Origin of the sequence: Janthinobacterium agaricidamnosum NBRC 102515 = DSM 9628 (assembly GCF_000723165.1) — a bacterium.
GTDB classification, from domain to species: Bacteria; Pseudomonadota; Gammaproteobacteria; order Burkholderiales; family Burkholderiaceae_D; genus Janthinobacterium; species Janthinobacterium agaricidamnosum.
In genome coordinates, this window is record NZ_HG322949.1 from 710,812 (window position 1) to 731,669 (window position 20,858).

General features: G+C 59.9%; 22 protein-coding genes. 13 read left to right on the forward strand and 9 right to left on the reverse strand.

What is annotated here, in order from left to right; genetic code table 11:
- Positions 1–8: 8 nt before the first annotated feature.
- Together GJA_RS02965 and GJA_RS02970 are read right to left on the reverse strand one after the other, a co-directional pair.
- Complete coding sequence (locus tag GJA_RS02965; RefSeq protein WP_038488605.1) at positions 9–1,217, reverse strand: hypothetical protein; 1,209 nt, start codon at positions 1,215–1,217, stop codon at positions 9–11.
- Positions 1,218–1,297: 80 nt separating this feature from the next.
- Complete coding sequence (locus GJA_RS02970) at positions 1,298–2,146, reverse strand: HDOD domain-containing protein (RefSeq protein WP_242404435.1); 849 nt, start codon at positions 2,144–2,146, stop codon at positions 1,298–1,300.
- Between the two features lie 300 nt (positions 2,147–2,446).
- On the opposite strand from GJA_RS02970, the gene GJA_RS02975 reads away from it, so the two are divergent.
- On the forward strand, positions 2,447–3,025 hold the full coding sequence (locus GJA_RS02975) for a DNA-3-methyladenine glycosylase (RefSeq protein ID WP_038488610.1): 579 nt from the start codon (positions 2,447–2,449) through the stop codon (positions 3,023–3,025).
- Positions 3,026–3,192: 167 nt separating this feature from the next.
- Here GJA_RS02975 and GJA_RS02980 read toward each other — a convergent pair whose 3' ends face one another.
- Together GJA_RS02980 and GJA_RS02985 are read right to left on the reverse strand one after the other, a co-directional pair.
- Positions 3,193–4,899, reverse strand: coding sequence for a methyl-accepting chemotaxis protein (locus GJA_RS02980; RefSeq protein ID WP_051780214.1), 1,707 nt, complete (start codon positions 4,897–4,899; stop codon positions 3,193–3,195).
- Between the two features lie 58 nt (positions 4,900–4,957).
- Entirely contained in the window at positions 4,958–5,410 is a 453-nt protein-coding gene (locus GJA_RS02985) for a cache domain-containing protein (protein WP_038488612.1), read from the reverse strand.
- A gap of 308 nt (positions 5,411–5,718) precedes the next feature.
- Between GJA_RS02985 and GJA_RS02990 the strand changes: the two genes are divergently transcribed.
- The 4 genes from GJA_RS02990 to GJA_RS03005 are packed head-to-tail and all read left to right on the forward strand — an operon-like array spanning position 5,719 to position 9,780.
- The gene (locus GJA_RS02990; RefSeq protein WP_038488614.1) at positions 5,719–7,113 is read left to right on the forward strand and encodes a KamA family radical SAM protein; all 1,395 of its coding nucleotides are present in this window, start codon (positions 5,719–5,721) and stop codon (positions 7,111–7,113) included.
- A gap of 13 nt (positions 7,114–7,126) precedes the next feature.
- Positions 7,127–8,500: an MFS transporter gene (locus tag GJA_RS02995; protein ID WP_051780216.1), complete on the forward strand. Its 1,374-nt coding sequence runs from the start codon at positions 7,127–7,129 to the stop codon at positions 8,498–8,500.
- A complete protein-coding gene (locus GJA_RS03000) occupies positions 8,445–9,293 on the forward strand; it encodes a fumarylacetoacetate hydrolase family protein (RefSeq protein ID WP_038488617.1) in 849 nt (282 codons plus the stop codon). Before GJA_RS02995 ends, GJA_RS03000 begins: the two co-directional genes overlap by 56 nt.
- Positions 9,294–9,303: 10 nt before the next feature.
- Entirely contained in the window at positions 9,304–9,780 is a 477-nt protein-coding gene (locus GJA_RS03005) for a GNAT family N-acetyltransferase (protein WP_038498522.1), read from the forward strand.
- Positions 9,781–9,836: 56 nt separating this feature from the next.
- Here GJA_RS03005 and GJA_RS03010 read toward each other — a convergent pair whose 3' ends face one another.
- From GJA_RS03010 to yjgA, 3 genes are all read right to left on the reverse strand, one after another.
- Positions 9,837–10,508, reverse strand: a complete 672-nt coding sequence (locus GJA_RS03010) for an alpha/beta hydrolase (RefSeq protein WP_038488622.1) — start codon at positions 10,506–10,508, stop codon at positions 9,837–9,839.
- Entirely contained in the window at positions 10,505–11,128 is a 624-nt protein-coding gene (gene mog, locus GJA_RS03015; protein WP_038488624.1) for a molybdopterin adenylyltransferase, read from the reverse strand. The genes GJA_RS03010 and mog overlap by 4 nt, the downstream gene beginning before the upstream one ends.
- A gap of 85 nt (positions 11,129–11,213) precedes the next feature.
- Positions 11,214–11,819, reverse strand: a complete 606-nt coding sequence (yjgA, locus tag GJA_RS03020; RefSeq protein ID WP_038488627.1) for a ribosome biogenesis factor YjgA — start codon at positions 11,817–11,819, stop codon at positions 11,214–11,216.
- A 91-nt stretch (positions 11,820–11,910) separates the two neighbouring features.
- Here yjgA and pmbA point away from each other — a divergent pair, with 91 nt between their 5' ends.
- Positions 11,911–13,263: a metalloprotease PmbA gene (gene pmbA, locus GJA_RS03025; protein ID WP_038488629.1), complete on the forward strand. Its 1,353-nt coding sequence runs from the start codon at positions 11,911–11,913 to the stop codon at positions 13,261–13,263.
- Positions 13,264–13,457: 194 nt separating this feature from the next.
- Here the strand turns inward: pmbA and GJA_RS03030 are convergent, their stop codons facing one another.
- Complete coding sequence (locus tag GJA_RS03030) at positions 13,458–14,582, reverse strand: M14 family metallopeptidase (RefSeq protein ID WP_038488631.1); 1,125 nt, start codon at positions 14,580–14,582, stop codon at positions 13,458–13,460.
- Between the two features lie 261 nt (positions 14,583–14,843).
- On the opposite strand from GJA_RS03030, the gene GJA_RS03035 reads away from it, so the two are divergent.
- The gene (locus GJA_RS03035; RefSeq protein WP_038488634.1) at positions 14,844–15,107 is read left to right on the forward strand and encodes a hypothetical protein; all 264 of its coding nucleotides are present in this window, start codon (positions 14,844–14,846) and stop codon (positions 15,105–15,107) included.
- 16 nt (positions 15,108–15,123) lie between these two features.
- Here the strand turns inward: GJA_RS03035 and paaX are convergent, their stop codons facing one another.
- Positions 15,124–16,053 carry a phenylacetic acid degradation operon negative regulatory protein PaaX gene (gene paaX, locus GJA_RS03040; protein WP_038488637.1) on the reverse strand — a complete coding sequence of 310 codons (930 nt, stop codon included), beginning with the start codon at positions 16,051–16,053 and terminating at the stop codon, positions 15,124–15,126.
- Between the two features lie 235 nt (positions 16,054–16,288).
- On the opposite strand from paaX, the gene paaA reads away from it, so the two are divergent.
- From paaA to paaG, 6 genes are all read left to right on the forward strand, one after another.
- On the forward strand, positions 16,289–17,275 hold the full coding sequence (gene paaA / locus GJA_RS03045) for a 1,2-phenylacetyl-CoA epoxidase subunit PaaA (RefSeq protein WP_038498526.1): 987 nt from the start codon (positions 16,289–16,291) through the stop codon (positions 17,273–17,275).
- A gap of 61 nt (positions 17,276–17,336) precedes the next feature.
- Positions 17,337–17,621 carry a 1,2-phenylacetyl-CoA epoxidase subunit PaaB gene (gene paaB / locus GJA_RS03050; protein ID WP_038488641.1) on the forward strand — a complete coding sequence of 95 codons (285 nt, stop codon included), beginning with the start codon at positions 17,337–17,339 and terminating at the stop codon, positions 17,619–17,621.
- Positions 17,622–17,634: 13 nt separating this feature from the next.
- Complete coding sequence (gene paaC / locus GJA_RS03055) at positions 17,635–18,387, forward strand: 1,2-phenylacetyl-CoA epoxidase subunit PaaC (RefSeq protein ID WP_038488645.1); 753 nt, start codon at positions 17,635–17,637, stop codon at positions 18,385–18,387.
- Complete coding sequence (gene paaD, locus GJA_RS03060) at positions 18,388–18,927, forward strand: 1,2-phenylacetyl-CoA epoxidase subunit PaaD (protein ID WP_038488648.1); 540 nt, start codon at positions 18,388–18,390, stop codon at positions 18,925–18,927.
- Positions 18,928–18,948: 21 nt separating this feature from the next.
- Positions 18,949–20,028 carry a 1,2-phenylacetyl-CoA epoxidase subunit PaaE gene (gene paaE / locus GJA_RS03065; protein ID WP_038488650.1) on the forward strand — a complete coding sequence of 360 codons (1,080 nt, stop codon included), beginning with the start codon at positions 18,949–18,951 and terminating at the stop codon, positions 20,026–20,028.
- A gap of 37 nt (positions 20,029–20,065) precedes the next feature.
- The gene (paaG, locus tag GJA_RS03070) at positions 20,066–20,857 is read left to right on the forward strand and encodes a 2-(1,2-epoxy-1,2-dihydrophenyl)acetyl-CoA isomerase PaaG (RefSeq protein ID WP_038488654.1); all 792 of its coding nucleotides are present in this window, start codon (positions 20,066–20,068) and stop codon (positions 20,855–20,857) included.
- The last annotated feature ends 1 nt before the right edge of the window (position 20,858 follow it).

A 20,858-nucleotide genomic window follows, 5' to 3' on the forward strand; every position in this document is an offset into this window, starting at 1 on the left:
GATAGTTTTTACTGCAAGGAATACGGCTGAATTTCAACCGGCTTGCCTTGGCCATCGAACTTCAGCGTTACCGACAGATCCGACACGCCGATGGTCGCCAGCGCATCGCAGATATCGTCGACTTCCACTTGCAGGTCGGCCGCCAGGTCGAGCGGTTTTTCGGAGCTGGCCAGCAGGGCGCCATCGGCCGCGTAGAGATTGACGCGCAGCAGCATGTTGCCGTTGATATCGGCGGGGCCGACGATGGCGCTGACTTGGCCCGCCTCCAGCTTGCCGGTTTCCAGCGCCTGGTTAATCTCGGCCATCATTTGCAGCATGAAATATTCCGCCATGCCTTGCTCTTTGCCTCCGTGGAATAAATCCTGGTACAGGAAGTTCAATTGCAATGCCGTGCCGGCCGGCGCCAGGCAGCGTTTCACCAGCTCGGCCACGTCGCCGGTCCATTGCTGGTAACGCGCCATGCGCGCCGCGAAATAGGCGTCGGCCGCCGCTTCGTCCGACGGCACCTGGTAAAACGGATCGTCGGCCCGTTTCAGCGCAAAACCGAGCAGGAAGCGCAGCTCGACCGCGTTATCTTGGGCGCCGAACGCGGCGCCGCTCCAGCCGGTAATGCTGCGTTCCAGACCCGGCGTGGCGCTGATTCTCTTGTCGGTCATCGAGGCCCAGGCGTCGCGCACCATTTCATTCAAGTGGCTGTAGGTAATGTTGTCGATTTCCGCCAAGTCATATGCGTGGTTGATCAGCACCACCTTGGCCTTGGCGCTTTCCAGCTCGGCTTGCTGGAAACTCTGGACCAGCGCTTCAAACGCTTGCTGGTCCTGGAAACCCTGTTCTTCCTTCAAGCCGCCGGTGCTGTGCACGAACAGCGGCACCACGAAGGCGTTGATTTCCATTGCCGGCGCACCTACGCGGCGCACCACCACGGTCGATGCGGCTTCTTCGATATTGCTGCGCAGGAATTGATACGCTTCGACGTCTTCGTACTTGGCGCGCTCGATCGCGTCGTACAAGACTTCATCTTTCTTTTGATTCAGGTTTTTGCGGATCAAACGCTGGAAATCGATTTCCTTCTGGCGCAGCTCCTCGCTCTTGGTGTCGCTGTCCTCTTGCTCGACCAGGTCGAGCGCCAGGTCGCACAGGGATTGGGTGAACGCTTCATCCTTGTCTTCTGGCGTATTGCTCGATTTGCGGGGAACGGGGCGCTTGTTTTTTGGCATGTTTATTTGATTAAAAGTGCAACTGCGAGTGCGGCCGCCGTGGCGCGCCGAAGGAAGGCCGGATCAGGTCTGGCTTAAAATCAGGTATCGGTATCGAACATTTCGTGCAATTCGTCGAGCAAGTCGGTCGCTTCTTCATGCGTCAAACCGAGGTGCCGGCAGGCGCGGTCGCCGCCCTTGTCCCATTCCACCGAGCTGCTGTTGCCATGGTAGCGCTGTATGCCTTTTTCGGCCAGCAGCGACGCCGCCACCAGCGAACGGATCGCGTCGTCGGTCGATGAGTCTTCCAGCACGCGGTAATCGTGGTGCAGCAAGATGGCCCAGGAAACATCGGCCGACAAGCCCCAGTTGCGGGCCAGCAAACAGCCGATCGCGGCATGATTGGTCTGGTGGCGCGCATCTTCCACTGCCGTGAAAGCGTTCTCGGGATCATTGCTGGCCGCCGCGAAGGTATGCACGTAGTCAGTAAAACGGTTCATCAGCAAGGGCACGCCGATATCGCAAAACAGGCCGAAGGTGTGGGCGATATCGGGCGGGGCCAGGCGCAGCTTGCGCGAGATAAACACCACGGCGCGCGCGCGTTTGGCCGACGTGTCCCAAAAGTGATTCAGCGCGCCGCTTTCGGCGTCGATCGCCTGGCGCGCCAGCAAGCCGGTCATCAGCGCGCTGCATTGGTTAATGCCAAGGAAATTGATGCCTTGCTCGACCGACTTGGCCTTGCGCGCGGCGCCATAAAAAGGGGAGTTGGCCAGTTTCAGCAAGGCGCCGGACATGCCGACGTCGTCGCCGATGATTTGCGCGATGCGGCGCGGCGACGGATCTTGTTGCGCCAGTTCGCGTTGCAGATCGACAAGCAGGCTGGGGCGGGGAGGAATACGGATCGACCGCATCAACGCATCGACCTGATCAACATCAACTGCTATCGCCATTGCGTTCCCTGCCGCTTTCGTCATTATCTTCTTTGAATAAAATGAATTGGTATGCATGCCGCGCAACAACAGAAACCGCTCGCCGGCCTGTTTGATGCGGCTTCGATTATCGCCGTTTATGAGCGGCAATAGAGTCAAATTATTACTGATTTGTTTAAAAAAGAAAGATTTTATAGCCATACCGTGTTGCGAAACAGTTTTTTATCATGTCACGCAGATACCTTTTCTTTTTTGAAAATGTTTTAAAAGTAAGTATTTGGCAAGGCGAGCTGATCGTGCAAGGTGGCATACAATAACTGCATGAACTCTCTCCTGGCTGGTATTGATTTTGGCGCCGACTCTCCCCAAGTGGCGCAGCAACTGATCGGCGTGACCTTGCTGGTCAATGGTGTCGGCGGGCGCATCGTCGAAACCGAGGCGTATGACTTGCTGGATCCCGCCTCGCATACTTTTGGCGGACCGACCACGCGCAATATCGCGATGTTCGGGGCGCCGGCACACGCTTATATCTATCGTTCCTACGGCATGCACTGGTGCCTGAATTTTGTATGCCGTGAGCATGGGCATGGTGCTGGCGTACTGATCCGCGCGCTGCAGCCGCTGGCCGGACTGGACCTGATGCGCCAGCGGCGTAAATTGCCCCCCGACGCCGATGCGCGGCTGTTGTGTTCGGGGCCGGGCAAGGTGTGCCAGGCGCTGGCGGTGAATATCGCCTCGAACGGCAAGGCGCTGGACCAGCCGCCCTTCGAGTTGATCGCCGCCGCCGGTCCGGTCGCCGTGCTGGCCGGACCGCGCATCGGCATTTCCAGGGCGGTCGAGATGCCGTGGCGGTTTGTGCTGGCCGGTTCGCGTTTTTTAAGCAAACCGATGAAAGTTTAGTTCTCAGAGCCTATCCCAGTAGTGAGCGTCTTCTGCCGGCAGTGCATCAGCAGCGCGGATCAGGCGTGAAGAGGAAGCGTGGCGGGCCACGCGACGACGATCAACGCAGTCCCCGCTGCTGAGGGGCGCCAGCAGGGGACGTATTCATCTACTGGGATAGGCTCTTACTAGGCTTCCAGTTTGGTGCCAGACAAATGCTTGTCCGCGCGCCGGTCCTGGCCGCGCATCCGGCTGGCCGCCGCGCGCCGTTCGATATCGGCTTGCTGGCTTTTGGGCGACGCTTTGTTCGGCCGGGTTGTATGCACCACCAGCGCGCTCTTGGCCAGCGCATGGTCCAGCGTAAAGACCGACACCGCCGTGGACAGTTTGACGGCCTGGTCTTGCAAGCTGGCGGCCGCGGCGGCAGCTTGTTCCACCAGCGCCGCATTTTGCTGGGTCACATCATCCATCTGGGTCACCGCCTGATTCACCTCGGCAATCCCTTCGGCCTGTTCCGCGCTGGCTGTGCTGATGCGCTCGATGATTTCATTGACTTGCTTGACCGAGGTCACGATGGCGCCCATGCTGTTGCCGGCCTCATGCACCGAGGCGCTGCCGCCGTCGATGGTGGTGACCGACGTGGCGATCAGTGCCTTGATTTCCTTGGCGGCGGCGGCCGAGCGGTGCGCCAGCGTGCGCACTTCCGACGCCACCACCGCAAAGCCCCGGCCCTGTTCGCCGGCTCGCGCCGCTTCGACCGCGGCGTTCAGCGCCAGGATATTGGTCTGGAAGGAAATACCGTCGATCACGCCGATAATATCGACGATCTGGCGCGAATTGGCGCGTATCGTTGCCATCGTCGTTACCGCCTGGTCCATCGCCTGGCCCCCCTTGATGGCCAGCGACGATGCTTTTGCGGCCAGCTCGCACGCCTGGCGCGCATTGTCGGCATTGTCCTTGACGGCCACGGTCAGGGTTTCCATCGCGCTGGCGGTTTGCTCCAGCGATCCCGCCTGCATTTCGGTGCGGGCCGACAAGTCCATATTGCCGACGGCAATTTCATGCGATGCGGTATCGATCGACTGCACCGAGGAGCGGATGGTGCGCAAGGTCTGGTTCAGGTTGGCAATGCTTTGGTCGAGGACACGCGATGTTTCGGCGATTTCATCGCTGCCCTGGTTCTGCGCCGCCACGGTCAGCTTGCCGGCGGCCAGGTCGACCACCACGTCGGAAATGCCGCGGATCTCACGTAACATGGCCTTGCGCACTGTCATCGTGACGACAATCGACAAGGCAATCGACAGCAACACCAGCAGGCACAAGCTCAAGCCCAGCGTATGGAATTCCGCGGTTGCTTCCTGATGGGCCTGGCTACTGAGGGTTTTTTCCAGCGTGGACAGTTTCACCAGTTGTTCATTCAACTGGACAAACTGGGTTTCAGCCTTGCTCATGGAATTGGCGGCGATCGATAAATCCATGTGCGCTATTTCCATGGTGTCGAGCACGGCCTTGCGGTAAGCCGACAGCGCAACCATGGCCGCATCGACCAGGCTGCGTTCGGCAGGCGAGGACACCCTGGCCAGGCTGGTCAGCTGCTGTTCGATGGCGGCGTGACGGCTCTTGATTTGCTGCGACAAGGCATCGAGCCGGTTTTGCGCAAAATTGCCGTTGATCCAGGCCAGTAATTGATAGATATTCGAATGCACATATTTGGTGTCGCCAGCCACGTCGGCCGCCGCCTGCAAATGCGTCAGGCGCACTTTGACCATGTTTTCCATCGAGGCATTCTGGCGCACCATGCCGTAATACGCGGCGCCGGAGCTGGCAATCAGCAAGATTAGCACCAGACAAGGCGCCAGTAATAATTTTGGTCCGATGCGTAATCTTTTCAGCATATTTGCTCCCGACAGTGACGATGATTACACCGCAGCAGCATTGCCGCAGCCTTGCTGCTTACTTCTTGTAAATACCGGCTTCCAGCACCACGTCGCCGACCCGCAAGATGTAGGTGGTCTTGGGTTCGATCTTGCCGGTGGTCGGATTTTTATATTGGTAATCGACCCAGCCCTTGCCTTTTTTTTGTGCCAATTCAATGATTTCGCGCCGATAGCGTTTGCCATTGGCGTCCGGCACATCGGTCAAATCCTTGCCGACGATGGAGGGATTGATCGGGTGCGCCAGCACGATGCCGGTATTGATGTCGCGCATGTCGACATACAGCGAACCCTGGACGAACTCTGGATCCTTGGCGCTGATTTTTTTCATCATTTCTTCTTTGCCGTTTGCCTTGATGAAGGCGGCGCCGCGTTCGGCCATGGCGATGGCGTCTTTTTCGCTCGGTTCGATGGCTGCGCCGGCGCTGGCAAAAAACAGGCACAGCAAAGTGCCGGTGAGTAATCGTTTCATCGTGGTGTCCCTTTGCAAATGATCAAGGCCCGAGCGTGGCCGGTTATTGCTCAGTCGTAATGTACGACGTGCCTTCTGCATAGGAGTTGCGCTAGAACAAACTTGAGGGTTGCCCGTGGGAACCATACCGATTCCTGCAATAGGTGTGTATGAATTGCAGTAATCGTTGATTTTCGGCAATTGGGGAAAATGGCGGCGGCCTATGATGAAGTTTCTTAGTGTTGCCGCCAATCGAATTGATTTTGATGAGATTGATCGAACTTGGCCACATTTGATCGAAATTACCTTCCTCTTTCATTGGAGTACGCATGAGCGCAGAGCCCGTCGCCGTCAAATTCAAACCGTACACACGGCAAACCATCAGCCAGTCCCGGCAGTGGCAATGGCTGGATCAGGAACAGCGCGAGGCGGTGCAGGTGGTATCGCACGTGTTGCCATTCCGTACCAATGAATATGTGATGGACCAATTGATCGACTGGAATAACATCCCCGATGATCCGATCTACCGTTTGACCTTTCCGCACCGCGATATGCTCGATGCCGCCGATTACCAGCATTTGCGCGACCTGGTGCTGGTGCGGCAAGACCCGGCCGAGATCGCCAAATATGTGCATGGCTTGCGGATGCGCATGAATCCGCACCCGGCCGGGCAAATGACGCACAACGTGCCGCGCGTAAATGATGCGCCGTTGCGCGGCTTGCAGCATAAATATGACCAGACCGTGCTGTTCTTCCCCAGCGCCGGCCAGACGTGCCACGCCTATTGCACCTTCTGCTTCCGCTGGCCGCAATTTGTCGGCATGGACGACATGAAGTTCGACGCCAAGGAATCGCATGAATTGGTGGCTTACCTGAAGATGCATCCGGAAGTGACCGATGTGCTGATCACCGGCGGCGACCCGATGATCATGAATACCCGTTCGCTGGCGGCCTATATCGAACCCTTGCTCGACCCGGCGTTGGAACATATCCAGAACATTCGCATCGGCACCAAATCGCTTGCCTACTGGCCGCAGCGTTTTGTGAGCGACCGCGACGCCGACGATTTGCTGCGCCTGTTCGAGCGCATCGTCAAGGCCGGCAAGAACCTGGCCGTGATGGGCCATTACAGCCACGCTGTTGAGTTGCGCCAGGACATCGCGCAACAAGCCGTCCGGCGTATCGTGTCGTCCGGCGCCACCGTGCGCATGCAGGGGCCGCTGATACGCCACATCAATGAAGACCCGAAAAGCTGGGCCGAGTTGTGGCAAACCGGGGTGCGGCTGGGCGCGGTGCCGTACTATATGTTTGTCGAGCGCGATACCGGGCCGCGCAATTATTTTGAGTTGCCGCTGGTTAAGGCACACGAAATCTTCCAGGCCGCGTATCAAATGGTGTCCGGCTTGTCGCGCACGGTGCGCGGGCCATCGATGAGCGCGTTTCCCGGCAAGGTGGTGATCGATGGCGTGGTCACCATTCGTGGTGAAAAAGTATTCGCGCTGCAATTCCTGCAGGCGCGTAACCCGGACTGGGTACGGCGGCCGTTTTATGCCAGGTTCGATGCCGAAGCGACCTGGCTGGATCATTTGAAGCCGGCTTTCGGCCAGGAAAAATTCTTCTTTGAGATGGACGAGCCGGCTGGCCACAAGGTGATCCCGCTGCAGCAGGCGCGCGGCGACAGCCATCCGCAGCATGTTGAAAATGCCGAGCGCACCGTGGCTTAAGCCGGGAGATTCCATGGGTGATGAAAAGCCGGCGGCGCCAGCGGAACAACTGTCCGGCGCCGCTGTTTTTTTCCTGGTGTTCCTGCCGTTCGCGCTGGGGCATTTTTTCTCTAGTTTGATGCGTACCGTCAATGCCGTGCTGATGTCGGACTTGTTGGCGGCAATGCCGTTGACACCGTCCGAACTGGGTTTGCTGACCAGCGCCTTTTTCTTTGCATTTGCGCTGGCACAATTGCCAATCGGCATAGCGCTGGACCGCTACGGTCCGCGCACAGTGCAATTGCTGTTGATGGGCGTGGCCGCGCTCGGTGTATGGATGTTTAGCCGGGGCCAGAATTTTACCGATTTGCTGTGTGCGCGCGCCGTCATGGGGCTGGGCTTGGGCGGGTGTTTCATGTCGGCCGTGAAAGCGATTTCCACCTGGATCGCGCCGTCCAAGTTGCCATCGGTACACGGCTACCTGATCGCCGTCGGTGGCCTGGGCGCGGCGTCGGCCACCTTGCCGGTCAAGATGGCGCTGGAGTTCACCGATTGGCGCGGCGTGTTTTACATGCTGGCCGGCGGCATCGCCATCATCGGTTTGCTGATTTTCCTGTTGACGCCGAAAGCCGCCAGCACGGTGCGCAAACCGGCCAGCCGCAGCAGCGTGCTGGACGTGTACCGCGACCCGGCCTTTCGCGATACGGTGTCGCTGATCCTGATTCCGCACACCATATTTTTTGGCGTGCAGGGTTTGTGGATCGGCAAATGGCTGAACGATGTGGCCGGCTTTTCCGGCGACGCGGTCGCTTATTTATTGTACTTGAGCATGGCGGCGATCATCTTCGGCGCCATCGGCGTCGGCATGCTGACCGAATGGCTGGGACGGCGCGGCATCCAGCCGGTCAACGTGGCGGCCGGCGGCATCGTCATTTTTATCGCCGTGCAAATCGCTTTCGTGATCAACCACGCGCCCAGTTTCCAGTTGCTGTCAGTATTGTTTACGCTGGTCGGCACGATTACCGGACTGGAATATGCGATCGTTGCGCAAAGCATGCCGCCGGCGCTGACCGGGCGCGCTTCCACCTGCCTGAACTTGCTGATCTTTAGCGGCGCGTTTGTGGTGCAAGCCGGTTTTGGCATGATACTCGGTTTCTGGCATGTCAATGCACACCAGCAATATCCGGCAGTGGCTTACCAGGCTGCGTTCGGCGTGCTGGTATTGCTGCAACTGCCGGGACTGATCTGGTTTTTCATCCGTCAATACCAGCGCGGCAGAATGGCGGAGCGCAGGCAGGCTGTGGCATCCGGTAAAATGGAGGTAACTGCAATAATTAACTCCAAGGAAGAATATGAAACTGGTTCGTTACGGCCGTCCCGGCAAAGAAAAACCGGGCCTGATCGATGAAGAAGGCAAATTGCGTGATTTGTCCGCTATTGTCAGCGATATCGATGCCGCCCAGCTGTCCGACAAGGCGCTGCGCAAACTGAGCAAGGTCGATCAAAAAACCTTGCCCCTGGTGCGCGGTAATCCCCGTTTCGGCGTGCCGCTGGCCGGCATCGGCAAATTCATCGGCATCGGCTTGAACTACGCCGACCACGCCGCTGAAGCCGGCATGGCCTTGCCGGCCGAACCGATCGTCTTCATGAAGGCGATCAGTTGCCTGTCCGGTCCGGACGATAATGTGGTGTTGCCGAAAGGCTCCAAGAAGACCGACTGGGAAGTCGAGCTGGGCGTCGTCATTGGTACCCGCGCGCAATATGTCAGCGAAGAAGACGCGCTTAAATTTGTCGCCGGTTATTGCGTCGTCAATGACTTGTCCGAGCGTTCATATCAATTGGAGCGCGGCCCGCAATGGGACAAGGGCAAGGGGTGCGACACCTTCGGCCCGGTCGGCCCGTGGCTGGTGACGCGCGATGAAGTCATCGACGTGCAGCGGCTCGACCTGTACCTGGAATTGAATGGCAAGCGCATGCAAACCGGCAGCACCGAGACGATGATTTTTCCGGTCGCGAAACTGGTCAGCTACCTGTCGCAATTCATGACGCTGGAACCGGGCGACATCATCGCCACCGGTACCCCGCCAGGCGTCGGCCAGGGCCGCAAGCCGCAGCGTTTCTTGAAAAAGGGCGACAGCTTGCGCCTGGGTATCGCCGGCCTCGGCGAGCAACAGCAAGATGTTGTCGCCTGGCAAGCTTAACAGGGACAGCATGGTCGTCTTGCTGCCGATGAGCGCTAGCGACTATCTGGCGTATCTCGCTGAAGGTATCCCACAGTACGCGGCTGAAAAAGTGTCCGCCGGAGAGTGGATGGAACACGAGGCGCCCGGTCTGGCACAAGCAGTATTCGGTCACTTGTTACCCGATGGCTTGGCGACGGTGGATCACCATTTCTTTACGATATGGGACGATGCCGAGTCGATCGCCGTCGGATCCCTGTGGATCGCGGCCAGGGAGCGCGCCGGCCGGCGCATCGCCTATGTGTATGACGTGGGGATCAAGTCCGGGCATCGCCGCAAGGGGTATGCCAGCAGCGCTTTTATTGCGCTGGAACACGAGGTGCGCAAGCTGGGACTGGCTGGCGTGGAACTGCATGTGTTTGGGCACAATGCATCGGCGCAAGCCTTGTATGCCAAACTCGGCTATCAGCCGACCAGCATGGTGATGTACAAGCCGCTTGCTGACTAAGAAAAAGCGGGTTTCTCTATCAAGAGAAACCCGCTTTTTTTGTCATGGAGGATGGCTTAAGCGGCCAGCACTTTCTTCAGCCAGATGCCAATATCGTCAATTTCTTCCTGGCACAGCGAATGTTGCATGCGATATTCATGCCATTCCACTTTGTAACCCAGCGCCGCCAAGGCGTCGCGCGATTGCTCGCCGCGGTTCAAACCGACCACCGGATCGGCGCTGCCGTGCGCCATGAAAATCGGGGTCGCCAGGCTGGCCGGCTGGATTTCGGCGGCGGTCTTGTCGGCCAGCGGCAGGTAGCCCGACAAGCACATCAAGCCCGCCAGTTGTTCCGGATGGCGCAAACCGGTTTGCAAGGTCATCGCGCAGCCTTGCGAAAAGCCGGCCAGGATGATGCGGCTGGCTGGAATGCCGCGTGCCTTTTCGCGCGCGATCAGCGCTTCGACTTGCCGTTGCGACGAGCGCAAGCCCGCTTCGTCTTCGCGCCGCACCAGGTCGATGGCGACGATGTCGTACCAGGCGCGCATCTGGTAGCCGCCATTGACCGTCACCGGGATCACGTTGGCGCTGGGGAAGATGAAGCGGATCGCCGGGCAGCCCGACAAGTCCAGTTCTTTCACCAGCGGCACGAAATCATTGCCATCGGCGCCCAGGCCATGCATCCAGATGATAGCGACGGTCGGGTTCGGCGCGGAGTCGAGTTCTATGGTTTCCAGCAATGTGCTCATGAATTTTCCTGTGGTGGAGTGGACGCCGGGCGCAGCGCCGATTTGGGACGGAAGGCTTTACAGACGGCCGGGTCGGTTTCCATGTACGGACCGCCGATCAGGTCGATGCAATACGGCACGGCGGCGAAGATGCCGCCAGCGATCTGCTTGCCGTCGGCATCCTTCAAGCCTTCCAGGGTTTCCTTGATGGCTTTCGGCTGGCCGGGCAAGTTCATGATCAGCGCCGCATGGTCGGGCGTTTCGCGCAGCACCGCCACCTGGCGCGACAAGATCGCGGTGGGCACGAAATGCAGGCTGATCTGGCGCATTTGCTCGCCGAAGCCGGGCATTTCACGGGTGCCGGCCGCCAGCGTCGCTTCCGGCGTCACATCGCGCCGGGCCGGGCCGGTGCCGCCGGTGGTCAAGATCAAATGGCAATGGCTCAGGTCGACCAGGTCGATCAAGGTATTTTCGATCTTGCCGCGGTCGTCCGGAATCAGGCGGGTTTCCAGCCGGTACGGCGTGGTCAGCGCACTGGCCAGCCAGCTTTGCAGCGCCGGGATGCCCTGGTCTTCATAGACGCCATCGCTGGCGCGGTCGGAGACCGACACCAGGCCGATCACGAGTTCATTTGTCGTCATATAACACCTAATACCTGTCTGGTCTTAAAAACCACAAAACCGGGTTATTGTCCCGGTTTTGTCGATATCGAAAGCCATGCGGGGATTATTCTTCTTCCGCAGCGTCGCTCTCTTCTTCGCCTTCCTCGGCCTCAGCCTTGCCGCCATTGGCTTTCTTGGCGATTTGCTTGAGGATCTGGAAAATCTCGCGGTACGCTTTCGGCGGCTTGTTCTCGGCCTGTTCCTTGCGTGCATTGCGGATCAGGGTGCGCAAGTGCTGCACGTCGAGTTCCGGATTTTCCGACAGTAGCACGGTCAGCGCCTTGTCGTCGCTCAGCAACTTGTCGCGCCGGCGCTCCATCGCGTGCATCGCGGCGGTGTCGGCTTTCGACAAGCCTTTCCAGCTGTCGATGGTGCGCTGGATCGCGGCAACTTCTTCTTCATCGAGCGTGCGCATCTTCTTGCCGACGAATTGCAACTGGCGGCGGCGGCCTTCGTGATCCTTGATCAGCTGGCATTCGAGGATGGCGTCGCGCACATCTTCCGGCATCGGCACGCGCTTGACGCGGTCGCGGGCTTCATTGACGAGCTCTTCGCCCAGCTTTTGCAGGACGGTCATTTGACGCTTGAGTTCCGATTTCGATGGGCGCTCGTACTCTTGCTCGAATTCGGAGGATTGGAAGCCGCAAGCTCCCCGGTTTGGATTTGGCATGATAACTGTAGGTTTGGCGTGTGGCCGCACCTGTAAACTGTAAACGACTGCTATGATAACTGTTTTAATGGCCTTACGAAGAAAACAGCTCATGAACGACTCCGTATTTACCCACAGCCAGGATCAATTGAAACAACTCGCGCGCGATGTTTTGACGTTTGCCCGGGAAAAAGGCGGCACCGATGCCGCTGTCGAGATCAGCGAAGGCGGTGGTTTGTCGGTTTCTGTACGTAAAGGCAAGATCGAGACGATCGAGCAAAATAAAGACAAGGGCATGGGTGTGACTGTATTTATCGGCAATAAGCGCGGTAATGCCAGCACGTCCGACTTTTCGCCAGCCGCGCTGCGCGACACGGTCGACGCCGCCTACAATATCGCCCGCTTCACCGCCGAGGACGATTGCGCCGGCCTGGCCGACGCCGAGATGCTGGAAATGGCGCCGCGCGACTTGAAACTGTTTTATCCGTGGCTGATTTCCGCCGAAGAAGCCGTGATGCTGGCGCAACGCGCCGAAGCGGCCGCCTTCGCCGTCGATCCGCGCATCACCAATAGCGAAGGCGCCGGCGTGCATGTGCAGCAATCGCATTTCGTGTCGGCCAACTCGCGTGGCTTCATCGGCGGTTATCCCTTCTCGCGCCACACGCTGTCGGTCGCGCCGATCGCCGGCAAGGGCGCCAAGATGCAGCGCGACGACTGGTATTCGTCGGTGCGCGACGCCCGCAAGATGTCGAAACCGGAAGAAATCGGCCGTTACGCCGCCGAACGCGCCTTATCGCGCCTGAATGCGCGCAAACTGGAGACCCGCAATTGCCCGGTGCTGTTCGAGGCGCCGCTGGCCGCCGGTTTGCTGGGCGCGTTCGTCCAGGCCACCTCGGGCGGCGCGCTGTACCGTAAATCGACGTTCTTGCTCGATTCGCTGGGTAAACAAGTATTGCCATCGCACGTACAGATCGTCGAAGACCCGCACGTGGTCGGCGGCGTCGGTTCGGCGCCGTTCGATGAGGAAGGCGTCAAAACCTTCAAGCGCGACGTGGTCAAGAATGGCGTGGTGCAAGGTTATTTCTTGTCGACCTATTCGGCGCGCAAGCTGGGCATGCAAACCACCGGCAATGCGGGCGGTTCGCATAATCTGTCGATGACGTCCAGCAAGACCAAGCGCAGCGACGACTTTGTCGCGATGCTCAAGAAAATGGGCACCGGCTTGCTGGTCACCGAATTGATGGGCCAGGGCACCAACTACGTGACTGGCGACTATTCGCGCGGCGCATCCGGCTTCTGGGTCGAAAATGGCGTGATTCAATACCCGGTCGAAGAAATCACCATCGCCGGCAACATGAAGGACATGCTGGGCCAGATCGTCGCGATCGGCGCCGACGTCCTGAGGCGCGGCACCAAGCAAACCGGTTCGATCCTGATCGAGAACATGGTGGTGGCTGGCGGCTGATGTAATTCAGGTGATCCCCGCCGTCAGGGGTGCCGCAGCGGGTGCCGCCGGGATCGTCCAGACCCCGCCTGCACCCGTTTTGCATCTATCTTGCAGCGTCTAACACAACGTTCAGGGCAAGGCGCATTGTCGTAGGCAGTACGAATGTACGACAAGGCAATGCAACGCTGCCATGCATGTTTTGTCAGACGCTCTTAAGCGCGCAGCGAGCTCAGGATCGGTTGCAGCACCGCCTGTCCCAGGTTGGCGCTGCGCGCGCCGCTCCAGCCGGCTTGCGGGTCGGGATCGTTGGCGTTGTCCTTGAACGGCAATTCCAGCGTCAGCGACAGGCAGCCGAAGGCGTGCGTGATGTGCGGCGAACCCATGGTCAGCACTTCCGGCGTGAATGGCGCGTCCGGATAACCGTGCACGTCCTGGAAGTCCGGGCTGGCGATCTTGAAATCGGCGATGAAACGGTCTTGCTCGGCCTTTTGTTCAGCAGTGAAATTCTCCAGCGCATTGCTGCCGGCCACGAATACATACGGCAAGCCTTCGTCTCCATGCACGTCGAGGAACAGGTCGCAGCCGATTTCATGCATCTTGTTTTTCACCAGGAATACTTCCGGGCTGCGCTCCAGGCTTGGCGTCATCCATTCGCGGTTCAGGTTGGCGCCGGCCGCGTTGGTGCGCAGGTTGCCGTGCACCGAGCCGTCCGGGTTCATGTTCGGCACCACGTAAAACACGGCGTCTTGCAGCAATTGACGGGCAAACGGATTGGCGCTGTCCAGCAAGGCGTCCAGCATGCCTTCGACAAACCATTCCGCCATTGTTTCGCCCGGGTGCTGGCGCGCGATGACCCACACTTTTTTCTCCGCTTCCGGATCGCCGACCACCAGCACGTTCATATCGCGGCCTTCGATGGTATTGCCCAAATCGAGCAGTTGCACCAGCGGCGATGATTGCGCGCTGTCGATCAGGGCCAGGTGGCGGTCCCATGGATACGGTTCGAAGTAGGCGTAATACACGCTGTCGCCTTCCGGCGTATGGTCGATGGTCATCACCGTGCCGTCGTAGCTGGTCGGCACGCGGAACCAGGTTTCGCGGTCATAGCTGGCCACGGCCTGATAATCGACCCAGCCGGCCGGATAGGCGGACTTGCCGGCGTTCATGAAGCTGATCTTGCACGGCGTCGCTTGTGCGCCTTGCAGGCGGAAATAAAACCACTGCGTGATGTCCGCGTGGGAATCCTTGCGGATGTTCAGCTGGATCGCCTGCGGGGCGCTTGCGCTCAGCACGTCGATGGCGCCGGCGTCAAATTGATGGCTGATTTTAATAGGCATACAATAATTCCTGGTGATTTTATGAATGAATCCGCTGTGCGGCAGGGTACCTGGCGCCATGATACTAGCTTTGACTGATCGTAATGCCCGGATGGATCGCCAGACTTGTTTGAGGCTGCGTTTTTCTGCGCCAGCGCAAACCGCGCGCTTCCCGGTTTGCTAATTTGGTGAATGGCTGCCGGCGTGCGGCAGCCGGGCGCCGTATCGGACGGATCATGCCGGCGCGGCATTTCAAGCTAGACAGGAAATCAGGAGGCCATCATGGCGGACGATAAGAATCACATCAAAATACTGGATAAGAAAATCAGCGACCTCAGCGATGCGCTGGCGCATCTCGGGCAAGGCACGACACTCAAGGATCTGTTGAAGATCATACGTTTCCCCGGCTATACCACGCCGGCCGAATTCGCTTTTTCGATTGCGATGGTCGACGCCATGCAGGTACAAGTCAATGCGCTGGAAAAAGCCGGCCAGGACTTGCTGGCGGCGGGCCGGCTGGTGGTGCAGGGGAAGAATGTCAGCTGATGGGCATGCTTGAGTGCTAGGCCAGCAAACCGCCGAAGCGCTGGTAAAACGACGCTTCCGCCGCCGGCGACTGTGCGTCTTCGCGGCGCAGCGTCGTCATGATGTGTTCTTCGGCGGCGCGGTAAATCAGGCGGTAGATGGCACGGACCAATGCATACGCTTGCGCGCCGGGCCATGGGTCCGGCAAGAGTTCGACCGGCAATTGCGGGTCGTGCAATTGCACCCGGCGGTAGGCGTGAATCAGCAGCGAGCGGACCACAAACGCTTGCTCGGGGGCAATGTCGCTGTCGGTTTCGAGCAAGGCCAGCAATGGCTGGAACTGGACGATGAAACGCCGGTAGTCGTGGATTACGCCGGACAAGTCCCAGCAATCGGCGACCATCTCGCGCAACGGGCGCTGGCTGACGCCGGGCAATTCCTTTGCCTGGCAGATGTACAGCTTGCCCTGCACGCCGTTACGTTGCAGCATGTCTTCCAGCACCGCCGGGTCGCCGGCCGGATGGCCGAACAGGCCGGGTCCGATGGCGCTATACCCTTCCCACAGCATTTCCTTGCGCATCGAACTGCGCTCGGCGGCATCGATGCTGCCGGCCGGTCCCATCACCAGCGTCCAGCTGCCATCCCAGTGCAATACCAGTGGCGCATAGATGCGCCGCAATGCGCGCATGAAACGTCCCAGCGCTTCCGGCGTGACCGCATACGCGCTGCGGCGGCCGTCGCGGCTGGCGCCCAGCCAGCCTTCCTGCGCCAGCCGGAACACACTGGTACGCAGCAAGCGGTCATTGACGCCGAACGGCGCCAGCAATTCGATCAGGCTGCCTAGCCACACCAGACCGCCGTGCGGCACGATGGCGTCGCCAAAAATGGTGGTCACCAGCGACTTCGAGCGCGGCGGATCGCTGGCCAGGAATTGTGCTATCCATTCATTGCATGGGGTGTTCTTCATCGGCTTTCCGGGAGGTTTCTGGCGCGCGGGCGCCGACAGTGCGAGTTTACTTTGCCATGAGGCAAGTGCAGGACTATTTTTAACATGATACGTGCAGAAAGTAGCGCTAGAAAGGAAAGATGGGATACGGATTTTCAATATGACTCAAATATGGTGTATGCAAATTTAATTTTGTATCGTATTATCTGTTCATCCGATGCGCATGACTGCGTAAAAAATGACTTGGAGCATGATCATGTATGCACAAATGGTGGAAACCGGTCTGAAAAACGTTCGTTCGCCCGACGCCATGGACGCGGACGAGCAGCAATTCCAGGCGCGCATCGATGCCGGCATCAAGATCGAAGCGAAGGACTGGATGCCCGACGCGTATCGCAAAACCCTGATCCGCCAGATTTCGCAGCACGCGCATTCGGAAATCGTCGGCCAATTGCCAGAAGGTAACTGGGTGACCCGCGCGCCGACGCTGAAACGCAAATCGATCTTGCTGGCCAAGATACAAGACGAAGCCGGCCACGGCCTGTACCTGTACAGCGCGGCCGAAACGCTGGGCGTGTCGCGCGACGAATTGCTGGCCGCGCTGCATTCCGGCAAGGCCAAATATTCCAGCATCTTCAATTACCCGACGCTGAGCTGGGCCGACATGGGCGCCATCGGCTGGCTGGTCGATGGCTCGGCCATCATCAACCAGATTCCGCTATGCCGCTGTTCGTACGGCCCGTATGCGCGCGCGATGGTGCGCGTCTGCAAGGAAGAGTCGTTCCATGCGCGCCAGGGCTACGACATCATGATGGCGCTGTGCAAAGGCAGCGCGGCCCAGAAGGCGATGGCGCAAGATGCGCTGAACCGCTGGTGGTGGCCGGCGCTGATGATGTTCGGCCCGTCCGACGCCGCATCGGTCAACAGCGCCCAGTCGGCGTTATGGCGCATCAAGCTGTTTTCCAACGATGAGCTGCGCCAGCGCATGGTCGACCAGACCGTGCCGCAAATCGAGTACCTCGGCTTGACCGTGCCGGACCCGGACTTGCGATTCAACCAGCAGACCGGCCACTACCAATTCGGCGCGATCGACTGGTCCGAATTCCACAACGTCTTGAAGGGCAACGGCCCCTGCAACCGCGAACGGCTGGCGACCCGCGTCAAGGCGTATGAAGACGGCGCCTGGTTCCGCGACGCGCTGGTCGCCTACGCCGATAAACAGGCCGCCGCCAGAGCCGCGTAGGCCGGATTGGCGCACAGCGCGTAATCCGGCAAGCTTGGAGAAATATTTACAGGAGCAGGTGATGAGCAAGGAATGGCCATTGTGGGAAATCTTCATTCGCAGCCAGCACGGCCTGGCGCATAAGCACGTCGGCAGCCTGCACGCGCCGGATGCCGAAATGGCGCTCAACAATGCGCGCGACGTGTACACCCGCCGCAACGAAGGCGTCAGCATCTGGGTGGTGCGCGCCGCCGATATCGTCGCCAGCAGTCCCGCCGACAAGGGGGCGCTGTTCGACCCGTCGAACAGCAAAGTCTACCGCCATCCGACCTTCTTCCCGATGCCGGAAGAAGTCAAGAACCTGTAAGCGGAGCGCCACCGTGGAGCATAAAGTCAATTACCTGCTGCGCCTGGGCGACAATGCGCTGATCCTGAGCCAGCAATTGTCGCAACTGTGCGGCAAGGGACCGGCGCTGGAAGAGGACATGGCGCTGACCAACGTCGCGCTCGACCTGCTGGGCCAGACCCGCCTGTGGTACGGCTACGCCGCCGAACTGGAAGGCGCCGGCCGCGACGAAGACCAGATCGCCTACCTGCGCGACGCGCACGACTTCAAGAATTGCCTGCTGCTGGAACAGCCGAACGGCAATTACGCCGACACCATGATGCGCCAGTTCTTTTTCGACAGCTGGCACTACTTCCTGCTGCGCGGCTTGCTGGCAGCGAGCGATGCGCGCATCGCGGAAGTGGCCGAGAAATCGATCAAGGAAGTGACCTATCACTTGCGCCGCAGCGGAGATTTGGTGGTGCGCCTCGGCGACGGCACCGCCGAAAGCCATGCGAAAACCCAGGCCGCCGCCAACGCGCTGTGGATGTACAGCGGCGAAATGTTCCATTACGACGCGGTCGACCAGGCGATGGCGGCGGCCGGCGTCGCGCCCGCCGCCGACGGCTTGCGCCAGGCTTTCCTTGAACACGTCGGCGAAATTTTCGCCGAAGCGACGCTGGCCATGCCGCCGCTGGACGCATGGATGCAACAGGGCGGCAAGCAGGGCATCCATACCGAGCACATGGGATTCATCCTGGCCGAAATGCAGTTCTTGCAGCGCGCCTATCCCGGCGCGGAGTGGTAGATGACTACCGATAAAGCGCAGCCAGCCGGCGTCATCAGCGCCGGCCAGGTCTGGGCCTGGCTGGGCGAGGTCGCCGACCCTGAAATCCCGGTGGTTTCGGTGGTCGACCTGGGCATCGTGCGCAGCGTCGAAATGACCGGGCCACACGCGTGCCGGGTGACGCTCACGCCGACCTATTCCGGCTGCCCGGCCATGCAGGTGATCGCCGATGCCGTCACCGAAGCGTTATCCAGCCATGGCGTCGGCCAGGTGACGCTGGTGAGTCAGTTGTCGCCGGCCTGGACCACCGACTGGATCAGCGAGGCCGGCAAGGCCAGGCTGAAGGGGTATGGCATCGCGCCGCCGGCCGGGCAAGTAATCGACATCAGCGGTTTGCACGGTGGCGTGAAACGGCGCGTGCTGCCGACATTGACGGTCGCCTGTCCCAACTGCGGTTCCGGGCACACCGAGCTGACCAGCCAGTTCGGCTCGACGCCCTGCAAGGCGCTGTACAAATGCCTGGCTTGCCGCGAGCCGTTCGACTACTTCAAGTGCCACTGACGTTTCATTAACGAGAGCCCTATGAGCAAATTTTATCCGCTGCGGGTCGCGAAAGTCAGCCATGAAACGCGCGACACCATCGCCGTGACGTTCGCCGTGCCGCCAGAATTGCAGCGGCAGTTCAGGTTCCAGCAAGGCCAGCACCTGACCTTGCGCGCCGATGTCGATGCCGAAGACTTGCGCCGCTCGTATTCGATCTGTTCGGCGGTGCAGGACGGCACGCTGCGCGTGGCGATCAAGCGCACCCCGGGCGGCGCCTTTTCCAGCTGGGCCAACGACACGCTGCAAGCCGGCGCCGTGATCGACGTGATGCCGCCGATGGGCCACTTCAACGTGCCGCTGGCGCCGGACAATCGCAAGCACTACCTGGCGTTCGCGGCCGGCAGCGGCATCACGCCTATCCTGTCGATCATCAAGACCACCTTGCTGGCCGAACCGCACAGCCGCTTCACGCTGTTTTACGGTAACCGCGCCTCGTCCAGCGTCATCTTCAAGGAAGAATTGACGGACTTGAAGGACGTCTACCTGCAGCGCCTGAACCTGGTTTATGTGATGAGCCGCGAACAGCAGGATATCGAACTGTTCAACGGCCGCATCACCAGGGAAAAATGCGAGCAATTCCTGCGCCACTGGATCAAGGTCGAGGATTGCGACATCGCTTTCATTTGCGGCCCGCAAGACATGATGTTGGGCGTGTCCGCAGCGCTGCAAGCGGCCGGCATGCCGAAGCAAGCCATCAAGGTTGAACTGTTCGCATCCAGCATCCCGAACAGCGCGCACCAGCCGCGCGCCAGGCTCGATGCCGGCGTGCGCCAGGAAACCGAAGTCACCGTCATCATCGACGGCAACCACAGCACGTTCACGATGGACCAGGACCAGGAATCGATCCTCGACGCCGGCCTGCGCCATGGTCTCGACATGCGCTACTCGTGCAAGGGCGGCGTGTGTTCGACCTGCCGCTGCAAACTGCTCGATGGCAAGGTCGACATGGACGTCAACTACGCGCTGGAAGACTACGAAGTGGCGCGCGGATTTGTGTTGAGCTGCCAGAGTTTTCCGGTCACCGACAAGGTCGTCATCGATTTCGACCAGGCCGAATAGCACACTACAACAACGAAAATAACGATAGCGAGACGCCATGAACTATCAAAACATCCTGTTTGACATCCGCGACGGCATTGCCCGCTTGACGCTGAACCGGCCCGACAAATTGAACAGTTTTACCGAGGCCATGCACGAAGAAGTGCGCCATGCGCTGGCCCGGGTTAACGCCGACGGCAGCGTGCGGGTATTTGTGCTGAGCGGCGCCGGCCGTGGGTTTTGCGCCGGCCAGGATTTGTCCGACCGCGCCGTGGCGCCGGGTTCCAAAGGCGTCGACCTGGGCCAGTCGGTGCAGAAAAACTACGCACCGCTGGTGCTGGCGCTGCAAGCGTTGCCGATGCCGGTGATTTGCGCCGTCAACGGCGTGGCGGCCGGCGCCGGCGCCAACCTGGCGCTGGCTTGCGACATCGTGCTGGCGGCCAAGTCGGCCAGCTTTGTCGAAGTGTTTTGCAAGCTGGGCCTGATCCCCGACACCGGCGGCACTTACTTCCTGCCGCGCCTGATCGGCAGCGCGCGCGCGATGGGGCTGGCGATGCTGGGCGAAAAACTGACGGCCGAACGGGCCGAAAGCTGGGGCCTGATCTGGAAGTGCGTCGACGACGGCCAACTGGCCGACGAAACCGACAAGCTGGCGCGGCACTTCGCCAGCGCGCCGACCAAGGGCCTGGCTTTCACCAGGAAAGCGCTGCAAGCAAGCGGCGCCAACACGCTGGCGCAGCAATTGGCGCTGGAGGCGGCAATGATGAGCGAACTGGGCAACAGCGACGATTACCGCGAAGGCGTGGCCGCCTTCATCGAAAAACGCCCGCCGCAATTCAAGGGGAAATAAG

Bases quoted from the DNA above. Each gene is read 5' to 3' on its own strand.
- GJA_RS02965 (WP_038488605.1), bottom strand. From the start codon at position 1,217: ATGCCAAAAAACAAGCGCCCCGTTCCCCGCAAATCGAGCAATACGCCA.
- GJA_RS02970 (WP_242404435.1), bottom strand. From the start codon at position 2,146: ATGGCGATAGCAGTTGATGTTGATCAGGTCGATGCGTTGATGCGGTCG.
- GJA_RS02975 (WP_038488610.1), top strand. From the start codon at position 2,447: ATGAACTCTCTCCTGGCTGGTATTGATTTTGGCGCCGACTCTCCCCAA.
- GJA_RS02980 (WP_051780214.1), bottom strand. From the start codon at position 4,899: ATGCTGAAAAGATTACGCATCGGACCAAAATTATTACTGGCGCCTTGT.
- GJA_RS02985 (WP_038488612.1), bottom strand. From the start codon at position 5,410: ATGAAACGATTACTCACCGGCACTTTGCTGTGCCTGTTTTTTGCCAGC.
- GJA_RS02990 (WP_038488614.1), top strand. From the start codon at position 5,719: ATGAGCGCAGAGCCCGTCGCCGTCAAATTCAAACCGTACACACGGCAA.
- GJA_RS02995 (WP_051780216.1), top strand. From the start codon at position 7,127: ATGGGTGATGAAAAGCCGGCGGCGCCAGCGGAACAACTGTCCGGCGCC.
- GJA_RS03000 (WP_038488617.1), top strand. From the start codon at position 8,445: ATGAAACTGGTTCGTTACGGCCGTCCCGGCAAAGAAAAACCGGGCCTG.
- GJA_RS03005 (WP_038498522.1), top strand. From the start codon at position 9,304: ATGGTCGTCTTGCTGCCGATGAGCGCTAGCGACTATCTGGCGTATCTC.
- GJA_RS03010 (WP_038488622.1), bottom strand. From the start codon at position 10,508: ATGAGCACATTGCTGGAAACCATAGAACTCGACTCCGCGCCGAACCCG.
- mog (WP_038488624.1), bottom strand. From the start codon at position 11,128: ATGACGACAAATGAACTCGTGATCGGCCTGGTGTCGGTCTCCGACCGC.
- yjgA (WP_038488627.1), bottom strand. From the start codon at position 11,819: ATGCCAAATCCAAACCGGGGAGCTTGCGGCTTCCAATCCTCCGAATTC.
- pmbA (WP_038488629.1), top strand. From the start codon at position 11,911: ATGAACGACTCCGTATTTACCCACAGCCAGGATCAATTGAAACAACTC.
- GJA_RS03030 (WP_038488631.1), bottom strand. From the start codon at position 14,582: ATGCCTATTAAAATCAGCCATCAATTTGACGCCGGCGCCATCGACGTG.
- GJA_RS03035 (WP_038488634.1), top strand. From the start codon at position 14,844: ATGGCGGACGATAAGAATCACATCAAAATACTGGATAAGAAAATCAGC.
- paaX (WP_038488637.1), bottom strand. From the start codon at position 16,053: ATGAAGAACACCCCATGCAATGAATGGATAGCACAATTCCTGGCCAGC.
- paaA (WP_038498526.1), top strand. From the start codon at position 16,289: ATGTATGCACAAATGGTGGAAACCGGTCTGAAAAACGTTCGTTCGCCC.
- paaB (WP_038488641.1), top strand. From the start codon at position 17,337: ATGAGCAAGGAATGGCCATTGTGGGAAATCTTCATTCGCAGCCAGCAC.
- paaD (WP_038488648.1), top strand. From the start codon at position 18,388: ATGACTACCGATAAAGCGCAGCCAGCCGGCGTCATCAGCGCCGGCCAG.
- paaE (WP_038488650.1), top strand. From the start codon at position 18,949: ATGAGCAAATTTTATCCGCTGCGGGTCGCGAAAGTCAGCCATGAAACG.
- paaG (WP_038488654.1), top strand. From the start codon at position 20,066: ATGAACTATCAAAACATCCTGTTTGACATCCGCGACGGCATTGCCCGC.